The sequence below is a fragment of the Janthinobacterium sp. TPC_1 genome, assembly GCF_056037845.1.
This window is the reverse complement of the sequence record NZ_CP195157.1, coordinates 1,992,425-2,008,273: the sequence shown is the minus strand read 5'-3', so window position 1 is coordinate 2,008,273 and position 15,849 is coordinate 1,992,425. Positions and strand designations below refer to the sequence as shown.

Annotated in this window: 12 protein-coding genes and 3 pseudogenes; 4 read left to right on the top strand and 11 right to left on the bottom strand. The window is 60.9% G+C overall.

The genetic code is table 11. The features are described 5' to 3' along the window. Positions 1-48: 48 nt before the first annotated feature. The 8 genes and pseudogenes from creC to rpsL all read right to left on the bottom strand — a co-directional run bounded on the left by creC (position 49) and on the right by rpsL (position 8,318). Complete coding sequence (creC, locus tag ACQVLG_RS09765; RefSeq protein WP_474294249.1) at positions 49-1,470, bottom strand: two-component system sensor histidine kinase CreC; 1,422 nt, start codon at positions 1,468-1,470, stop codon at positions 49-51. Continuing rightward, positions 1,467-2,209, bottom strand: a pseudogene (gene creB / locus ACQVLG_RS09760) (two-component system response regulator CreB). Before creB ends, creC begins: the two are co-directional and overlap by 4 nt. Before the next feature lie 137 nt (positions 2,210-2,346). After that, positions 2,347-3,192 (bottom strand): DUF817 domain-containing protein, encoded by an 846-nt coding sequence (locus ACQVLG_RS09755; RefSeq protein ID WP_474294247.1) that lies wholly within the window; start codon positions 3,190-3,192, stop codon positions 2,347-2,349. A 144-nt stretch (positions 3,193-3,336) separates the two neighbouring features. Further along, positions 3,337-3,654: a 30S ribosomal protein S10 gene (rpsJ, locus tag ACQVLG_RS09750; RefSeq protein WP_010394389.1), complete on the bottom strand. Its 318-nt coding sequence runs from the start codon at positions 3,652-3,654 to the stop codon at positions 3,337-3,339. Between the two features lie 179 nt (positions 3,655-3,833). Continuing rightward, a pseudogene (gene tuf / locus ACQVLG_RS09745) lies at positions 3,834-5,023 on the bottom strand (elongation factor Tu). 72 nt (positions 5,024-5,095) lie between these two features. Then, a pseudogene (gene fusA, locus ACQVLG_RS09740) lies at positions 5,096-7,200 on the bottom strand (elongation factor G). Between the two features lie 108 nt (positions 7,201-7,308). After that, positions 7,309-7,782 (bottom strand): 30S ribosomal protein S7, encoded by a 474-nt coding sequence (gene rpsG / locus ACQVLG_RS09735; protein WP_474294244.1) that lies wholly within the window; start codon positions 7,780-7,782, stop codon positions 7,309-7,311. 152 nt (positions 7,783-7,934) lie between these two features. Next, the gene (gene rpsL / locus ACQVLG_RS09730) at positions 7,935-8,318 is read right to left on the bottom strand and encodes a 30S ribosomal protein S12 (protein ID WP_010394376.1); all 384 of its coding nucleotides are present in this window, start codon (positions 8,316-8,318) and stop codon (positions 7,935-7,937) included. A gap of 425 nt (positions 8,319-8,743) precedes the next feature. On the opposite strand from rpsL, the gene ACQVLG_RS09725 reads away from it, so the two are divergent. Beyond that, the gene (locus ACQVLG_RS09725; RefSeq protein ID WP_474294242.1) at positions 8,744-10,657 is read left to right on the top strand and encodes a phosphoethanolamine transferase; all 1,914 of its coding nucleotides are present in this window, start codon (positions 8,744-8,746) and stop codon (positions 10,655-10,657) included. 9 nt (positions 10,658-10,666) lie between these two features. Here the strand turns inward: ACQVLG_RS09725 and ACQVLG_RS09720 are convergent, their stop codons facing one another. The 3 genes from ACQVLG_RS09720 to ACQVLG_RS09710 are packed head-to-tail and all read right to left on the bottom strand — an operon-like array spanning position 10,667 to position 12,260. Then, positions 10,667-11,017: a P-loop NTPase family protein gene (locus ACQVLG_RS09720; protein WP_474294240.1), complete on the bottom strand. Its 351-nt coding sequence runs from the start codon at positions 11,015-11,017 to the stop codon at positions 10,667-10,669. Then, complete coding sequence (locus ACQVLG_RS09715) at positions 11,008-11,694, bottom strand: hypothetical protein (RefSeq protein WP_474294238.1); 687 nt, start codon at positions 11,692-11,694, stop codon at positions 11,008-11,010. Before ACQVLG_RS09715 ends, ACQVLG_RS09720 begins: the two co-directional genes overlap by 10 nt. Then, positions 11,577-12,260 carry a hypothetical protein gene (locus ACQVLG_RS09710; protein ID WP_474294236.1) on the bottom strand — a complete coding sequence of 228 codons (684 nt, stop codon included), beginning with the start codon at positions 12,258-12,260 and terminating at the stop codon, positions 11,577-11,579. The genes ACQVLG_RS09715 and ACQVLG_RS09710 overlap by 118 nt, the downstream gene beginning before the upstream one ends. A gap of 222 nt (positions 12,261-12,482) precedes the next feature. Here ACQVLG_RS09710 and ACQVLG_RS09705 point away from each other — a divergent pair, with 222 nt between their 5' ends. Genes ACQVLG_RS09705 through ACQVLG_RS09695 form a run of 3 tightly spaced genes read left to right on the top strand, consistent with a single transcriptional unit; the run spans position 12,483 to position 15,830 of the window. Further along, the gene (locus tag ACQVLG_RS09705; RefSeq protein ID WP_474294234.1) at positions 12,483-13,748 is read left to right on the top strand and encodes an efflux RND transporter periplasmic adaptor subunit; all 1,266 of its coding nucleotides are present in this window, start codon (positions 12,483-12,485) and stop codon (positions 13,746-13,748) included. Between the two features lie 33 nt (positions 13,749-13,781). Further along, the gene (locus ACQVLG_RS09700) at positions 13,782-14,498 is read left to right on the top strand and encodes an ABC transporter ATP-binding protein (protein ID WP_474294232.1); all 717 of its coding nucleotides are present in this window, start codon (positions 13,782-13,784) and stop codon (positions 14,496-14,498) included. A gap of 9 nt (positions 14,499-14,507) precedes the next feature. Further along, on the top strand, positions 14,508-15,830 hold the full coding sequence (locus ACQVLG_RS09695) for an ABC transporter permease (protein WP_230542327.1): 1,323 nt from the start codon (positions 14,508-14,510) through the stop codon (positions 15,828-15,830). Positions 15,831-15,849 lie beyond the last annotated feature (19 nt).

Genomic DNA, 15,849 nt, shown 5'->3' with positions numbered 1-15,849 from the left:
TGTATGCGCTGACGATGCAGTCTGTGTGAAGCCGGCAAATAAAGTGTGCTACACCAACGCCAGGCACAGGCGCGCGCAGGCGCCACCGTCCGCATGATTGAACACTTCGACCGTGCCGCCATGCAGCGAGGCCACCTCGCGCACGAAGGGCAGGCCCAGACCCGTGCTCTTGCCGGCGCTCGGGCGCGGCAGGGAATAGAAGCGCTCGAAGACGCGCTCAATCGCATACGCGGGGATGCCCTCACCGCGGTCGCGCACGGCAATTTCCACCTGGCTACCCAGGCGCCGCGCCGTCAGGTCGATGCCGCTGCCCGGCGGCGCAAAGCCGGCCGCGTTGTCGAGCAGATTGCCCAGCGCCTGACGCAGCAGCAGGGCATCGCCGGCCACGCTCAACGCTTCGCACTGCAGCTGCAGGCGCACGCCGCGCACCGCCAGCGTGGCGGCCGCATCCTGCGCCACTTGCGCCAGCAGGGGAGCCAGCGCGATGCGCTCGGGGTGCTCCAGGCGCTGCTGCTTCTCCACGCGCACGAGGGCCAGCAGCTTGTCGATCAATTGCCGCTGGCGCGCATTCTGCTCCAGAATACTGGCGAGGAACTGGCGGCGCTCTGCCGGCGGCATGTCTTCCTGCAGCAGCTCGGCCGAGGCCTGGATGGCGGCGATCGGGCTTTTCAATTCATGCGCCAGGGTATGCATCAGCTGCTCCACATATTCCTTGCCTTCCAGGCGCGTGCGCATCGCTTCCAGCGCCCGCCCCAGGGTACCGATCTCGTTCTCGCCCAACGCCGGCAGCGCCACCTTGCGCCCCGCTTCCACCTCGCCGATATAGTTCATCAGCTTGCCCAGCGCATGGTGCAGCCACCAGGCGAACGCCAGGCCGATCAGCAGCGACAGCAGCAGCAGCACGGCGCCGCGCTGCAGGATCTTGCGCTGACTGCGCTCGACAAACGCTTGCACACTGGCATTCGGCTTGGCCACCGTCAGCACGCCGATCACCTCATTGCCGTCGCGAATCGGCGCGGCCACGTGCATCACCGTCGACATCTCGTCGTCAGGCTGGCTGCGCGTGCTGCGCGCGCCATACTTGCCCTGCAAGGTGAGATACACGTCATTCCAGCGCGAATAGTCGCGCCCCACGTCGCGCCCGCTGGAATCGAACAGCACGATGCCGTGCCGGTCCGTAATGGTGATGCGGTAGTCGAGCGTGCGCTTGCGCACGCCATTGATATTGACGTCCACGCCATGGCGTGCGTAATCCTGCATGCGTTCGGCCACGGGCGACTGCGCCAGCGTGCCCGCCTTCAGATCAGGCGCCACCAGGCTGGCCAGCAGCTGCGAGGTGTCGACCAGGGTATCTTCCAGAGTCGAACGCACGCCCGGCTTGACTTGCTCCATGAACACGTTGAGCAGGAACCACGCCGCCAGGCCGACGATCAGGAAGTAGCCGAGCAGGATGCGCAGGCCGATCCTCATGCGCCGGCCAGGCTGTAGCCGAGGCCACGGTGGGTGTGGATGGGGTCGACCTGCGCATCGACGGCGCGCAGCTTGGCGCGCAGCGACTTGACGTGCGCATCGACCGTGCGCTCAAGCGTGTCGGGCGCCCCGCTCCACACGCGCTGCATCAGCTGCGCGCGCGACAGCACGTGGCCCGGATGTTCGAGCAGGGGTCTTCAGCAAACAGGTATTCATAGCGGGTCAGCTCCAGCGGCTGGCCGTGGAACAGCACGCGCGCCTCGAGCGCGCGCAACTCGAAGCGCGCCGGTGCCGGCGCGGCCGCGGCAACAGGCGCGGCTATCGTCATGCCCGTCTCGCGGGGCGCTGGCGCGATGCCTGCGCGGCGCAGGATGACGCGGATGCGGGCCACCAGTTCGCGTGGCGAAAACGGTTTGGTGACGTAATCGTCGGCGCCGATTTCCAGGCCGACGATGCGGTCGATCTCATCGCTGCGGGCCGTCAGGAAGATCACCGGCACCTCGGAAAACTGGCGCAGCCGGCGGCACACTTCCAGCCCGCTCATGTCGGGCAAGCCCACGTCGAGCACCACCAGAACGGGCATGGGCGCGGCCTCGCCGGAGAGCGGGCGCAGCGCGGCCAGGGCTTGCTCGCCCAACATCACATGGCACGGCGTAAAGCCGTCCGTGCGCAAGGCATAGGCGATGCTGTCGTCGGCAATCGCCTGTTCATCTTCCACGATCAGGACAGTCTTGGACATGGCGGCGGCACACATTAATGGACAAGCCTGGAGTATCACTGAAGCACGCAAGCGGCGTCAATCGCGCGCCTGTCCGCGCGCTGGCGGCGTGCGGCAATCGCCTTGAAGCCGTGGCGGCCAGCCCGCAACAGGAGCGCCTAAGGCTGGGCGACGTGGATGCTGGCCTTGATGTGCTTGAGGTGGGCCACGATGGTGAACGTCATCACCACCAGCAGCGACCATGAACTCCATTTGCTGACGTGCACGACCGACCACGCGCCAAGCTGGTTGGGATAGCGCCACACGCCCCAGAAGGTGCTGATGTTTTCGGCCAGCCAGATGAAGAAGCCGACCAGCACGAAACCGAGCAGCAAGGGCATGCTGCGGTCGCGGTCGAGCGGGCGGAACACCACGGTGGTGCGCGCATACAAGCCTAGCGCGCAGGCGGCCAGGTACCAGCGATAGTCGCCGATGTAGTGATGGGTGAAGAAGTTGGCGTAGATCAGCAGCGCGATCAGCACTGCCATCCAGTACGGCGGATGGTGGCGGATCCGCATGTCGAGCAGGCGCCAGGTCTGGATGATGTAGCTGCCGACGGCGGCGTACATGAAGCCGGAAAACAGGGGCACGCCAAGCACCTTGCTGTAGGCAAAGTCGGGATAGCTCCACGACTGGATCGTGCCCGATACCTTGAAGACCTCGAGTGCGAAGCCGACTCCATGAAACAGGCAGATGGCTTTCAACTCATCCCACGTTTCCAGCCCGCTCCAGACCATCGCGGCCTGGATCGCCAGCGCCACCAGCAGCAGCACGTCATAGCGCGGCAGGCCGAACAGGCCTGTGCGCGGCACCAGGAAGACGGCAGCAAAAAACAGCCCCACGAACAGGCAGGACCTCGCCTCCTTGATGCCGAAATACAGGAACTCGGTCAGGAAGCGCGGCCAGCCGCGCAAGCGATGACGGGGAGTGGCATTCAACAGGTGGGTATCGATGGCGTTAAGCATGCAGCAACTTTATCGGCCGGCCGCGGCACTGTAAAGCGATTTTGCACGGCACAAAAGCAATGGGGCCGGGCGCACTCACGATCGTGAGCGGGCCCGGCCCCATCATCAGGCAGCGGGATACCCCGCCGGCCTTCTTAAAAACGATTATTGCAGTTTGATTTCGACATCAACACCAGCTGGCAGGTCCAGCTTCATCAGCGCGTCAACGGTTTTGTCCGTTGGGTCAACGATGTCCATCAGGCGTTGGTGCGTACGGATCTCGAACTGATCACGCGAAGTTTTGTTGACGTGCGGGGAACGCAGCACGTCGAAACGTTGAATACGGGTAGGCAGTGGTACTGGGCCTTTGACGACAGCGCCGGTGCGCTTCGCGGTTTCAACGATTTCCAGAGCGGACTGGTCGATCAATTTGTAATCGAAAGCCTTCAGGCGGATACGGATTTTTTGGTTTGGTGCCGACATGATATTTCCTTAAAAAAACGAACCGCGCGGTTTGCACGGCAATGAGGTCATACGGGAATTTCTGACGCAACAACCGTCAGGGTCGACATGATAGCACCAAAATGCTTGCCAACCCCGGCAGTTGAATAAAAAGAAGGGCGCCGGGCGACGACGCTTCTTCTTTTATAGTCGCCTAATAATTAAGCGATGATTTTTGCAACAACACCAGCGCCGACGGTACGGCCGCCTTCGCGGATAGCGAAGCGCAGACCTTCTTCCATCGCGATCGGGTTGATCAGCTTGACGGTGATCGACACGTTATCGCCTGGCATGACCATTTCTTTGTCTGCTGGCAACTCGATCGAACCAGTCACGTCCGTCGTACGGAAGTAGAACTGTGGACGATAGTTGTTGAAGAATGGCGTATGACGGCCGCCTTCGTCTTTCGACAGAACATAGATCTCGCCGGTGAAGTGCGCATGCGGCTTGATCGAACCTGGCTTGGCCAGAACTTGACCACGTTGCACGTCTTCACGCTTGGTGCCGCGCAGCAGCAGACCAACGTTGTCGCCTGCTTGACCTTGGTCCAGCAGCTTGCGGAACATTTCCACGCCGGTGCAAGTCGTTTTGACGGTATCGGTAATACCGACGATTTCGATCTCTTCGCCGACTTTAACAATGCCGCGCTCGATACGACCGGTCACAACGGTACCGCGACCCGAGATCGAGAACACGTCTTCTACTGGCATCAGGAACGCACCGTCAACAGCGCGCTCTGGCGTTGGGATGTAAGCATCCAGCGCATCGGCCAGACGCAGCACTGCGTCAACGCCCATTTCGCCTTCTTTGCCTTCCAGCGCCATACGTGCCGAACCTTTGATGATTGGCAGGTCGTCGCCTGGGAATTCGTACTTCGACAACAGCTCGCGCACTTCCATTTCAACCAGTTCCAGCAGCTCTGCGTCGTCGACCAGGTCGCACTTGTTCAGGAACACGATGATGTATGGAACGCCAACTTGGCGGGCCAGCAGATGTGTTCGCGGGTCTGTGGCATTGGGCCGTCAGCTGCGGAGCACACCAGGATCGCGCCGTCCATCTGCGCGGCACCGGTAATCATGTTCTTGATGTAATCGGCGTGGCCTGGGCAGTCAACGTGTGCGTAGTGACGGGTTTCCGTTTCGTACTCGACGTGGGCGGTGTTAATCGTGATGCCGCGCGCTTTTTCTTCTGGAGCCGCATCGATCTGGTCGTATGCTTTAGCTTCGCCGCCGAATTTCTTCGACAGAACCGTTGCGATTGCAGCGGTCAGCGTGGTTTTACCGTGGTCGACGTGGCCGATGGTGCCGACGTTGACGTGCGGCTTGGTCCGTTCGAATTTACCTTTTGCCATTTTATTCTTCCTTAGAACAATGATTTAAATGTAGGGACCGGCATTCTCGTGAAAGCCGGCCCGGAACTTCTATTACTTAGCTTTGGAGCTTACGATTGCTTCAGTCACATGCTTAGGTGCTTCAGCATAGTGCTTGAATTCCATCGTGTAAGTCGCACGACCTTGGGTCGACGAACGCAACGACGTAGCGTAGCCGAACATTTCCGACAGAGGTACTTCGGCCTTGATGATCTTGCCGCCACCACCAGCAATTTCATCCATGCCTTGCACCATGCCGCGACGCGACGACAGATCGCCCATCACGGTACCGGCGTAGTCTTCCGGCGTTTCCACTTCCACGGCCATCATCGGCTCCAGGATGACTGGCGATGCTTTGCGGCAGCCATCTTTGAATGCCATCGAAGCGGCCATGCGGAATGCATTTTCGTTCGAGTCAACATCATGGTACGAACCGAAGAACAGCGTGACTTTCACGTCAACAACTGGGTAGCCAGCCATCACGCCCGAAGTCAGCGTGTCGCGCACACCTTTTTCAACTGCAGGGATGTATTCGCGAGGAACGGTACCGCCCTTGATCGCGTCAACGAATTCGAAGCCCTTGCCCGGTTCTTGCGGCTCGATCTTCAGAACCACGTGACCGTATTGACCACGACCACCCGATTGCTTGACGAATTTGCCTTCCGACTCTTCGCACACTTTACGGATCGTTTCGCGGTAAGCCACTTGTGGCTTGCCGACGGTGGCTTCAACGTTGAATTCGCGCTTCATGCGGTCAACGATAATGTCCAGATGCAACTCGCCCATACCGGCGATGATGGTCTGGCCCGATTCTTCATCGGTACGCACGCGGAACGACGGATCTTCTGCTGCCAGACGGTTCAGCGCCAGGCCCATTTTTTCCTGGTCGGCCTTGGTTTTTGGCTCAACCGCTTGCGAAATCACCGGCTCAGGGAAGACCATGCGCTCCAGAACCACGCTTGCCTTGTCGTCGCAAAGCGTATCGCCCGTGGTGGTGTCTTTCAGACCCACAACGGCGGCAATGTCGCCAGCGCGCATTTCCTTGATTTCTTCGCGTTCGTTCGCCTGCATCTGCACGATACGGCCGATACGCTCTTTCTTCTGCTTCACGGAGTTCAATACCAGTCGCCCGAATTCAGGGTACCCGAGTAGCAACGGATGAAGCACAACTGACCGACGAACGGATCGGTTGCGATCTTGAATGCCAGCGCCGAGAATTTCTCGTTGTCGTCAGCTGCGCGTTCGACCGGCTGCTCGTCCTCGTCCAGACCTGGGACAGGTGGAATGTCGATTGGCGATGGCAGGTACTCGATGACCGCGTCCAACATGGCTTGTACACCCTTGTTTTTAAAGGCGGTACCGCACAACATTGGAACGATTTCGCTGGCGATGGTACGCTGACGCAGGGCAGCCTTGATCTCTTCTTCCGAGAGGTCGCCTTCTTCCAGGTACTTGTTCATCAGGTCTTCCGACGCTTCAGCAGCGGCTTCAACCATGTTCTCGCGCCACTTGGCAGCTTCAGCGGCCAGGTTCGCAGGAATTTCGCCGTATTCAAACTTCATACCTTGCGAAGCGTCGTCCCAGATAACGGCTTTCATCTTGACCAGATCGATAACACCGGTAAAGAGGTCTTCAGCGCCGATAGGCATCTGAATAGGTACTGGGTTGGCTTTCAGGCGCGAACGCATCTGATCGTAGACCTTGAAGAAGTTGGCGCCGGTACGGTCCATCTTGTTCACGAAGGCCAGACGTGGCACTTTGTATTTGTTAGCCTGACGCCATACCGTTTCCGATTGTGGCTGCACGCCGCCGACTGCACAGTAAACCATGCAGGCGCCATCCAACACGCGCATCGAACGTTCCACTTCAATGGTGAAGTCAACGTGGCCTGGGGTGTCGATGATGTTGATGTGGTGAGCTGGGAAATTGTTAGCCATGCCTTTCCAGAAGCACGTAACAGCAGCCGAGGTAATCGTGATACCGCGCTCTTGCTCTTGTGCCATCCAGTCGGTGGTGGCAGCGCCATCATGGACTTCGCCCAGCTTGTGGTTCACGCCTGTGTAGAACAGGACGCGCTCGGTCGTGGTCGTCTTACCTGCATCGATGTGAGCGGAGATACCGATATTACGATAGCGCTCAATGGGGGTCTTGCGGGCCATAATTAATCCTAAATGAATGGACAAAACCGAGCAGCATTTTTTTGCAAAAATGAGCCCGGCCTCGAACAACAGATGCTTGACAGCCGCCTTGCGGTAGCTGGCTTTATATTAGAAGCGGAAATGCGAGAACGCTTTGTTCGCTTCAGCCATACGATGGACTTCGTCGCGTTTTTTCATCGCGCCGCCGCGGCTTTCAGCCGCTTCCATCAGCTCACCGCCGAGGCGTTGTGGCATCGATTTTTCGCTGCGCTTGTTAGCAGCTTCACGCAACCAACGCATGGACAGAGCCATACGACGGACTGGGCGAACTTCGACCGGCACCTGGTAGTTTGCACCACCGACGCGACGGGATTTCACCTCAACCAGCGGCTTGGCGTTGTTGATTGCGGTAGCAAAAACTTCGAGTGGATCTTTACCCGATTTTGCTGCGATGTGCTCGAAAGCACCGTAGATGATGTTTTCTTCTGCAACCGATTTCTTACCGGACAGCATCAGCACGTTTACAAATTTAGCGACATCAGTGTTGCCGAATTTTGGATCTGGCAAAATTTCGCGCTTGGGTACTTCACGACGACGTGGCATATCAATTCCTTTCAATCTTCAGTTGAGCGCGCGTTCTTCGCACACTCGCGGACGACCATCATAGCCTTCCACTTACTCGACCAGATGCGGTCGACTACATTCACTTAGCTAGTTGCCACTGAGCGAAACTTGGGTTTGCTGCGTACAACTTATTACTTCTTGCCTGCTTTAGCGCGCTTGGTACCGTACTTCGAACGCGATTGCTTACGGTCTTTAACGCCTTGGGTATCCAGGGCACCGCGAACCATGTGGTAACGCACACCCGGCAAATCCTTGACGCGGCCGCCGCGCAACAGCACAACACTATGCTCTTGCAGGTTATGGCCTTCACCGCCAATGTACGAAATGACTTCGAAACCATTGGTCAGGCGAACTTTAGCGACTTTACGCAGAGCCGAGTTAGGCTTCTTTGGAGTCGTGGTGTAAACACGTGTGCAGACGCCACGTTTTTGCGGGCTGTTTTCCAGCGCCGGCGATTTGCTCTTCACGGTCAAAGCGACGCGTGGATTGCGAATCAATTGATTGATGGTTGGCATCGTTATAAATCCAACAAAAAACTACGATTAATAACCCGGGCAAGATGCCCGGCGACTAAAACCTCGTCCCGCTTTCATCTCCTGCGCACCGGAGGCGCCCGCAGCCACTCGATAAGGAGCGGCCATGAAATGCCAAGCAATACGTAAACGATGAGCAGAATAAAATCGAGAACTCGCTAGTTTAGACCTTGTGTTACAGGGGGTCAATCAGTTTACCGCTTTTTGCTATAAAAAAAGGCAAAAAAGCGGCACTTTTGTGGCATTTTGACTAATCTTTAGCCGCTCCGCGCGGATGCCGCCGCCGCATGGCGCTTGATGATTTGACACTCTTTCCCTGCGGCCAAGTAGCGGACGCACGCATTCTTGTATGACCGCAAGACAACAAAAGGATTGATAATAGCGGACATTTTTCGCTGCCCTTCCCTATGCGCTCCTTGCTTCGCCCCGCCAATCTGTTCCTGCTCCTGACGTATGCCTTGCTGACGGCCGTGCCCTTCATCCCCGCACTGCTGGGACGCGCGCTCGAGCATCCCTGGCAAATGCTCACCTTCGAGCTGCTGGCCTGGCTGGCCGTCTGGAGCGTATTCAAGCGCCCCGCCTACTTCCACTGGCTGCTGGTGCCCGCCTTCCTCGCCCTGCCGACGGAAATCTACCTGTTCATCTTCTATGGCCAGGGCATTTCCACGCACCACCTGGGCATCATCTTCGAAACCAGCCCCAAGGAAGCGATGGAATTCCTCGGGCAAAAGGTATGGCTGATGGGCGCCGTCATGCTCGGTGTGATCGCCTGGTGCGCCCTGAGTTGGTATGCGGCCACGCGCACGCGCGACCTCGACTGGCGCGGCAAGACGCGCCCAGCCGCCTTCGTACTGCTGATCCTGCTGGGCGGCTTCTGGTGGTATGGCTACGAATTCGGTTTCGAGGCCAAGGTGCTGCACAGCGCCACCGCGTCCGCCAAGGCCAGCGGCAAGGCGGGCGCCTCTGGCTTCGGCGACGCCAGTTCGGCCGACGACGACACGGCAGAGGAAGACGAGGAGGGCAGCAAGCCGGAGAACGCCAGCATCGCCGGTGCCGACGAGACGGGCCTGGGCTGGCCCAGCCTGCCCCACTGGACGCGCCTGCCCTACGCCTTCGATACCATCAGCAATTCCTGGCCCTTCGGCCTGGCCGCGCGCGGCTTCGATTTCTACAAGGAACGTCGGTACCTTGCCGAGCTGGGACAGAAAAGCAGCAGCTTCCGTTTCGGCGCGCACCAGCAACAGCCCGATCCCCACCCGGAAGTGGTGGTGATGGTGATCGGCGAATCGTCGCGCTACGACCGCTGGAGCCTGAACGGCTACGAACGCGACACCAATCCCCTGCTGAAACAGGAAAGCAACCTGGTGCCGCTGGCCGACGTCATCACGGCCGTTTCCGCCACGCGCCTGTCCGTGCCCGTCATCATCTCGCGCAAGCCGGCCACGCAAAGCCTCAAGGATGGCTTCTCGGAAAAATCCTTCCTCACGGCCTACAAGGAAGCGGGCTTCAAGACCTACTGGCTGTCGAACCAGATTTCGTTCGGCCAGTTCGACACGCCCGTGTCCGTATTTGCCAAGGAAGCGGACGTGGTGCAATTCCTGAACCTGGGCGGCTTTACCAACAACTCGAACTTCGACCAGATCCTGTTCGACCCGTTCAGGAACGCGCTGGCCGACCCGGCGCCGAAAAAGCTCATCGTGCTGCACACACTGGGCAGCCACTGGAACTACAGCCAGCGCTATCCGAAGGCGTTCGACAAGTGGCAGCCATCGTTGTTCGGCGTCGACAAGCCCGTCTACACGGACACGGCCATCAAGCCGCAGCTGAACAACAACAGCTACGACAGCTCCATCCTGTACACGGACTGGTTCCTGTCGAACGTGATCGGCATGCTGAAGGACGATGGCCAGCGCACGGCCCTGCGCAGCTCGCTCGTCTACGTGGCCGACCACGGCCAGACCCTGTACGACGGCACCTGCCGCCTGGCCTTCCACGGCCACAACACGCAGTTCGAATTCCACGTGCCCGCCTTCGTCTGGTATTCACCGCAATTCCAGCAGCACTATCCGGACAAGGTGACGCAGCTGCAGCGCCATCAGAAGGCGCGCCTGTCGACGGAAAACATGTTCCACACCCTGCTTGACCTGGGCGACATCCGCTTTGCCGGCGAACAACCCGAATGGAGCATCGCCAGCCCCCGCTTCAAGCAGCACAAGCGCTACGTCGACAGCTACGGCTGGACCAACTACGACAACGCCATCATCCGCGGCGATTGCCGCGAAGTAATCGACAAGAGCACGCCGGAAAAGCAGGACAAATAAGCGCGGCCCTCAGGCCCGTTCCAGCACGCCGCGACAATCGGCCGGTTGCGCCATGTGCGTGCTGAGCCAGTCGAAGACGCGCCCGGCCTTGTCTGCGATGCCGGCGTCAAAACCGCGCTGCGCCAGCAGGGCGATGCCGTTGGTGGCTTGCAACACGCCGGGCGCCAGCAGCAACGCGCCCCGCTCATCGCGGCGCACGCACCACGGCGCCAGGCAGTCTTCCAGCAAGGGTCCCAGCACCAGGTTATGCGACGAGACGATCACCAGGTGGTCTGCGGCCAGGCTGTGCAGCACGGCGGCCGCCGCCGCCACGGATTCAAGGTGGTTCGTGCCGCGGAAGATTTCATCGATCAGGAACAAGGCTGGCGTCCCCTCCTCGGCCAGCGCCAGCAATTCGCGCGCGCGACGCAGCTCGGCGATGTATAAACTTTCGCCGCCATCGAGCGAGTCTTCATTCTGCATGCTCGAATACAGGGGCAGCATGGGCACCCGGGCCGCCTGCGCATAGCAAAAACAAAGGCGCGCGCGCTGATCAGATTAAGGCCCACGCCGCGCAGCAAGGTACTCTTGCCGATGGCATTCTGGCCCGAGATGAAGGCGCCGCGGCCATCGATATACAACGACAGCGGCACGGCGCCGTCCAGCAGCGGATGCACCATGGCATCGAGTGACAACTGCCGCGCATCGCTTTCCTGCGCCCAGCAAAACTCTTCGCGACCGCGCAGGTGGCGCGCCAGGGCCAGGTCCGCCTCCAGGTCGGCCAGCAGCAGGAAACTCTGGCGCAGGAAGGCGCGTTCGCGCCGCACCACGCGCAGGCTGTGAAAGTAGCGCCGGATATTGCCCAGCATGAGCCAGTCGTCATATTCGCTCAGCAGGGGAATCATCTTGATCCAGCGTACTGGCGTGATCTGGCGGTTGATCACGCCGGCAGCCCGCCCACCTTCTCGCAGCTGCGCCGTGAACGCAGTATCGAGCGCGCCCAGGCGGCCATGCACCAGCAGTATCTGCTGCTGCAGGTAAAGACGCTGCGCTCCCACGGTTTGCAACGGTCGTGAAAGCGCATCTGCAAGGCCATCAGCAAGAGCCAGATGGGCACCGCGACGGCCCATGCCAGCGGCGCAAACAGCCACGCGGCCAACAGCGACACCAACAGCGCCAGTGTCGGCAGCAGCAGCCAGCGGCTCCACCACGGTGGTGCTGGCGGCGCTACGCCACACAGCAGCGCCGCCACTTCCACGTCCGCCGTGCGCAGCGGCAGCATGGCTTGCTCGATCACCGCCTGCTGTGCTGGCGCCACCAGCAAGGCCGCGATGCGCGCGCGCGAAGCGACGTCTGCCGTGCCGCTCGCCAGGCGCTGATGCAATCGCTGCTGGCCAATGATGCTGGTCTGCGCGGCAAGCTGCGCATGGTAGTCATCGAGCAGCATCTCGTTCCAGGTCTGGCCATCGAGTTGCAGCAGGCCGCCCTCGACCTGCTGCAGCATGGCGATGTCGCTGCGGGCAAACGGATAATCGAATTCGGCCGGCTCGGGCAGGCTGGCGAACTGGCGCAGCCAGCGTTTCAAACTGGCTAACGAGGAAGGCTTGGGGGGCGAGGCAGGCATCATGCTCCAGAAAGGTGACCAGCATGGCGCCGCGCGCCATCACTGCCAAGCACAGATCAGGTCGATTGCCAGATTATCAAGATCAATGCATGCGCGGACACCCGCTGGACGGCGCGGACACGGCGGACAGCCGGACGCCAGAATTTTTTCCCATTCAAATCAACGACTTAATCACTGGCATGAATCGTGCGTTAGAAAAGTCATCCTTCACGAGACCCGACCATGATCCGCGATACCTCCTCCCAAGACGCCGTACTGTCCGCCCCGCCGGGCCAGCGCCACAAGCGACGCGCCCTGCTGCTGGCCGGCGCCTTCATCGTCATCGGCACCGCCATCGCGGTCGTTGCCGGCTGGCGCAACAGCGAGCATTCCGTCAACAGCAGCCGCCTGCGCATCGCCGACGTCACGCGCGGCACCCTGATCCGCGACGCGGCCGTCACCGGCCGCGTCGTCGCCTCGATCAGCCCCACCCTGTACTCGACGACGGTGGCCACCGTCACGCTGAAAGCGAAGGCGGGCGACACGGTGAAAAAGGGCGACATCCTGGCCGTGCTGGAGTCCCCTGACCTGTCCGACGCCCTCAAGCGCGAACAATCGAGCGTGCAGCAGCTGGAAGCGGAAGTGGCGCGCCAGCAGATCCTGGCCAAGAAGCAGAAACTGCTGGCGCGCCGCGAAGCCGACACGGCCGAGATCGAGCGCCTGTCCGCCCAGCGCACGCTCGAGCGCTATGAGAGCGTGGCGCAGGTGGGCATCATCGCCAAGATCGATTACCAGAAGGCCAGGGATGCCTTGAATTCGGCCGCTATCCGCAGCAAGCACGCTTCGCAGGCGGCAGGCCTGGAAAGCGAAGACGTGACCCTGGCCCTGAAAACGAAAAGCAATGAGCTCGAACGCCAGCGCCTCGTTCGCGACAACGCCCAGCGCCGGGTCGACGAGCTGACCGTGCGCGCCCCCGTGAATGGCTTCATCGGCACCCTGTCGGTAGCCAACCGCAGCGTGGTGCAAGCCAATACGGCGCTGATGACCCTGGTCGACCTGTCGCAGCTGGAAGTCGAACTCGAGGTACCGGAAACGTATGTGGCCGACATCGGCCTGGGCATGAGTGCGGAAATCGAAACTGGCGCCATCAAGGCAACGGGAAAACTCTCGGCGCTGTCGCCGGAAGTGGTGAAAAACCAGGTCCTGGCGCGCGTGCGCTTCAACGGCGAACAGCCGCCCGGCCTGCGCCAGAATCAGCGCGTGGCGGCGCGCCTGCTGATCGATGAAAAACCGAATGTGCTGATGCTGGTGCGCGGCTCCTTCGTCGAAGCCGAAGGCGGCCGTTTCGCCTACGTCGTGCGCGATGGCGTGGCGATGCGCACGCCGATCAAGCTGGGCGCGACCAGCGTGGCGGCCGTGGAAATCCTGGACGGCTTGAAGCTGGGCGACAAGGTGGTCGTCGCCGGCACGGAAAACTTCGAGAACGCCGCCCGCGTCTCGCTCAACTGACACATCATTCAACTTATATCCTGAGAGGCCCCCATGCTGCGCATGCAAAACCTGAGCAAAGTCTACCGCACCCACATGATCGAAACCCACGCGCTGCGCGGCTTCGACATCCATGTGCAACAAGGTGAATTCGTCACCGTCACGGGGCCGTCGGGCTCGGGCAAGACGAGCTTTCTGAACATCGCCGGCCTGCTCGAGGAATTCACCGACGGCGAATACATCCTCGACGGCGTCAACGTCAGGGGCATGGACGACAATGCCCGCTCGCGCCTGCGCAATGAAAAGCTGGGCTTCATCTTCCAGGGTTTTAATCTGATCCCCGACCTGTCGCTGTTCGACAATGTCGACGTGCCGCTGCGCTACCGGGGTTTCAACCGCGCCGAACGCAAGGAGCGCATCGAGGAGGCGCTGGCCAAGGTGGGCCTGGCCTCCCGCATGAAACACTATCCGGCTGAATTGTCGGGCGGCCAGCAGCAGCGCGTGGCGATCGCACGCGCGCTGGCAGGATCCCCCAAGCTGCTGCTGGCCGATGAACCGACGGGCAACCTGGACACGCAGATGGCGCGCGGCGTGATGGAACTGCTGGAAGACATCAATGCGCAGGGCACCACCATCCTGATGGTCACGCACGATCCGGAACTGGCGCTGCGCAGCCAGCGCAATGTGCACATCATCGACGGCCAGGTGTCGGACCTGGTGCAGCACCGCGCCTCGCTGTCGGCCAGGCCGCAGCACGCCGTGACCGCGTAAGGAGAGACCATGTTCCGCTACTATTTCACGCTGGGCCTGCGCAGCCTGCGCCGCAACCGCGCCCTGACGGCGCTGATGGTGCTGACCCTGGCCGTCGGCGTGGCCGCCAGCGTGTCCACCGTCACCATCCTGCACGCCATGTCGGGCGATCCGCTGCCGCACAAGAGCGACCGCCTGTTCGTGCCGATAATCGACATCCTGCCCTTGAAAGGCTATGTCCCCGGTGATAAGCCCAACTTTTCGCAGTCGCAGATAAGCTATATCGACGCGCGCAATTTCATGCGCAGCAAAATCGGCGTGCGCCGCACCGTCATGTACGGCGTGGCCGGCCCGGTCGAACCATTGCGTAAGGATATCGGCGTCTTCAATGCGCAGGGTATGGCGCCCACGCGCGACTTCTTTGCCATGTTCGAGCCGCCGTTCCTGTACGGCCAGCCATGGAGCGAAGCCGACGACGCCAGCGGCGCCGACGTGATCGTGCTGAGCCGCGCGCTGTCCGAAAAGCTGGTCGGCAGCACCAATCCGGTCGGCCAGCGCGTGACGGTGCTTGGCCGGCCCTACATGGTGACGGGCGTGCTGGCCACCTGGGATGTGGTGCCACGCGCCCATCACATCATCGGCAGCAAGGGCGCATTCGGCCCGGAGGATGAATTTTTCATCCCGTTTGCCAGCGCCATCCGCCACGAAACCGAGCACGATGGCGGCATGAGCTGCAACGGCGACAATAACGCACCCGGCTACCAGGGCAGGCTCGCTTCGGGCTGCACCTGGCTGCAGTTCTGGTTCGAAATGGCCAGCAGCGGCGAGCGTGGCCAGTTGCAGCAGTACCTGGATGCCTATGCGGGCGAGCAGCGCAAGCTGGGACGGATGAAACGCAACGCCCCGAACCGCCTGTACGACCTGAACGAATGGATGAGCTTTTTGCAGGTAGTCGACAACGACAACAAGCTGGCGGCCTGGCTGGCGTTCGGCTTTTTGCTGCTGTGCCTGGTCAATACCATCGGTCTCTTGCTGGCAAAATTCTCAGTGCGTGCCAGCGAGGTGGGTATCCGCCGCGCGCTGGGTGCCACCCGGCGCGACATCTTCAGCCAGTTCCTGATCGAGACCACGGTGATCGGTCTGGCCGGCGGCGTGCTGGGCTTGCTGTTGGCGTTTGGCGCGCTGGCCGTGGTCAGCAAGCAATCGGAAGACCTGGGCACCGTCGCGCACATGGACATACCGATGCTGCTGCTGACGTTTTCGATGTCGGTGCTGGCCGCCCTGCTCGCCGGTCTGCTGCCCACCTGGCGCGCCTGCCAGGTGACGCCGGCGATCCAGCTCAAATCCCAATGAAACCCTTTTCCCCAACATG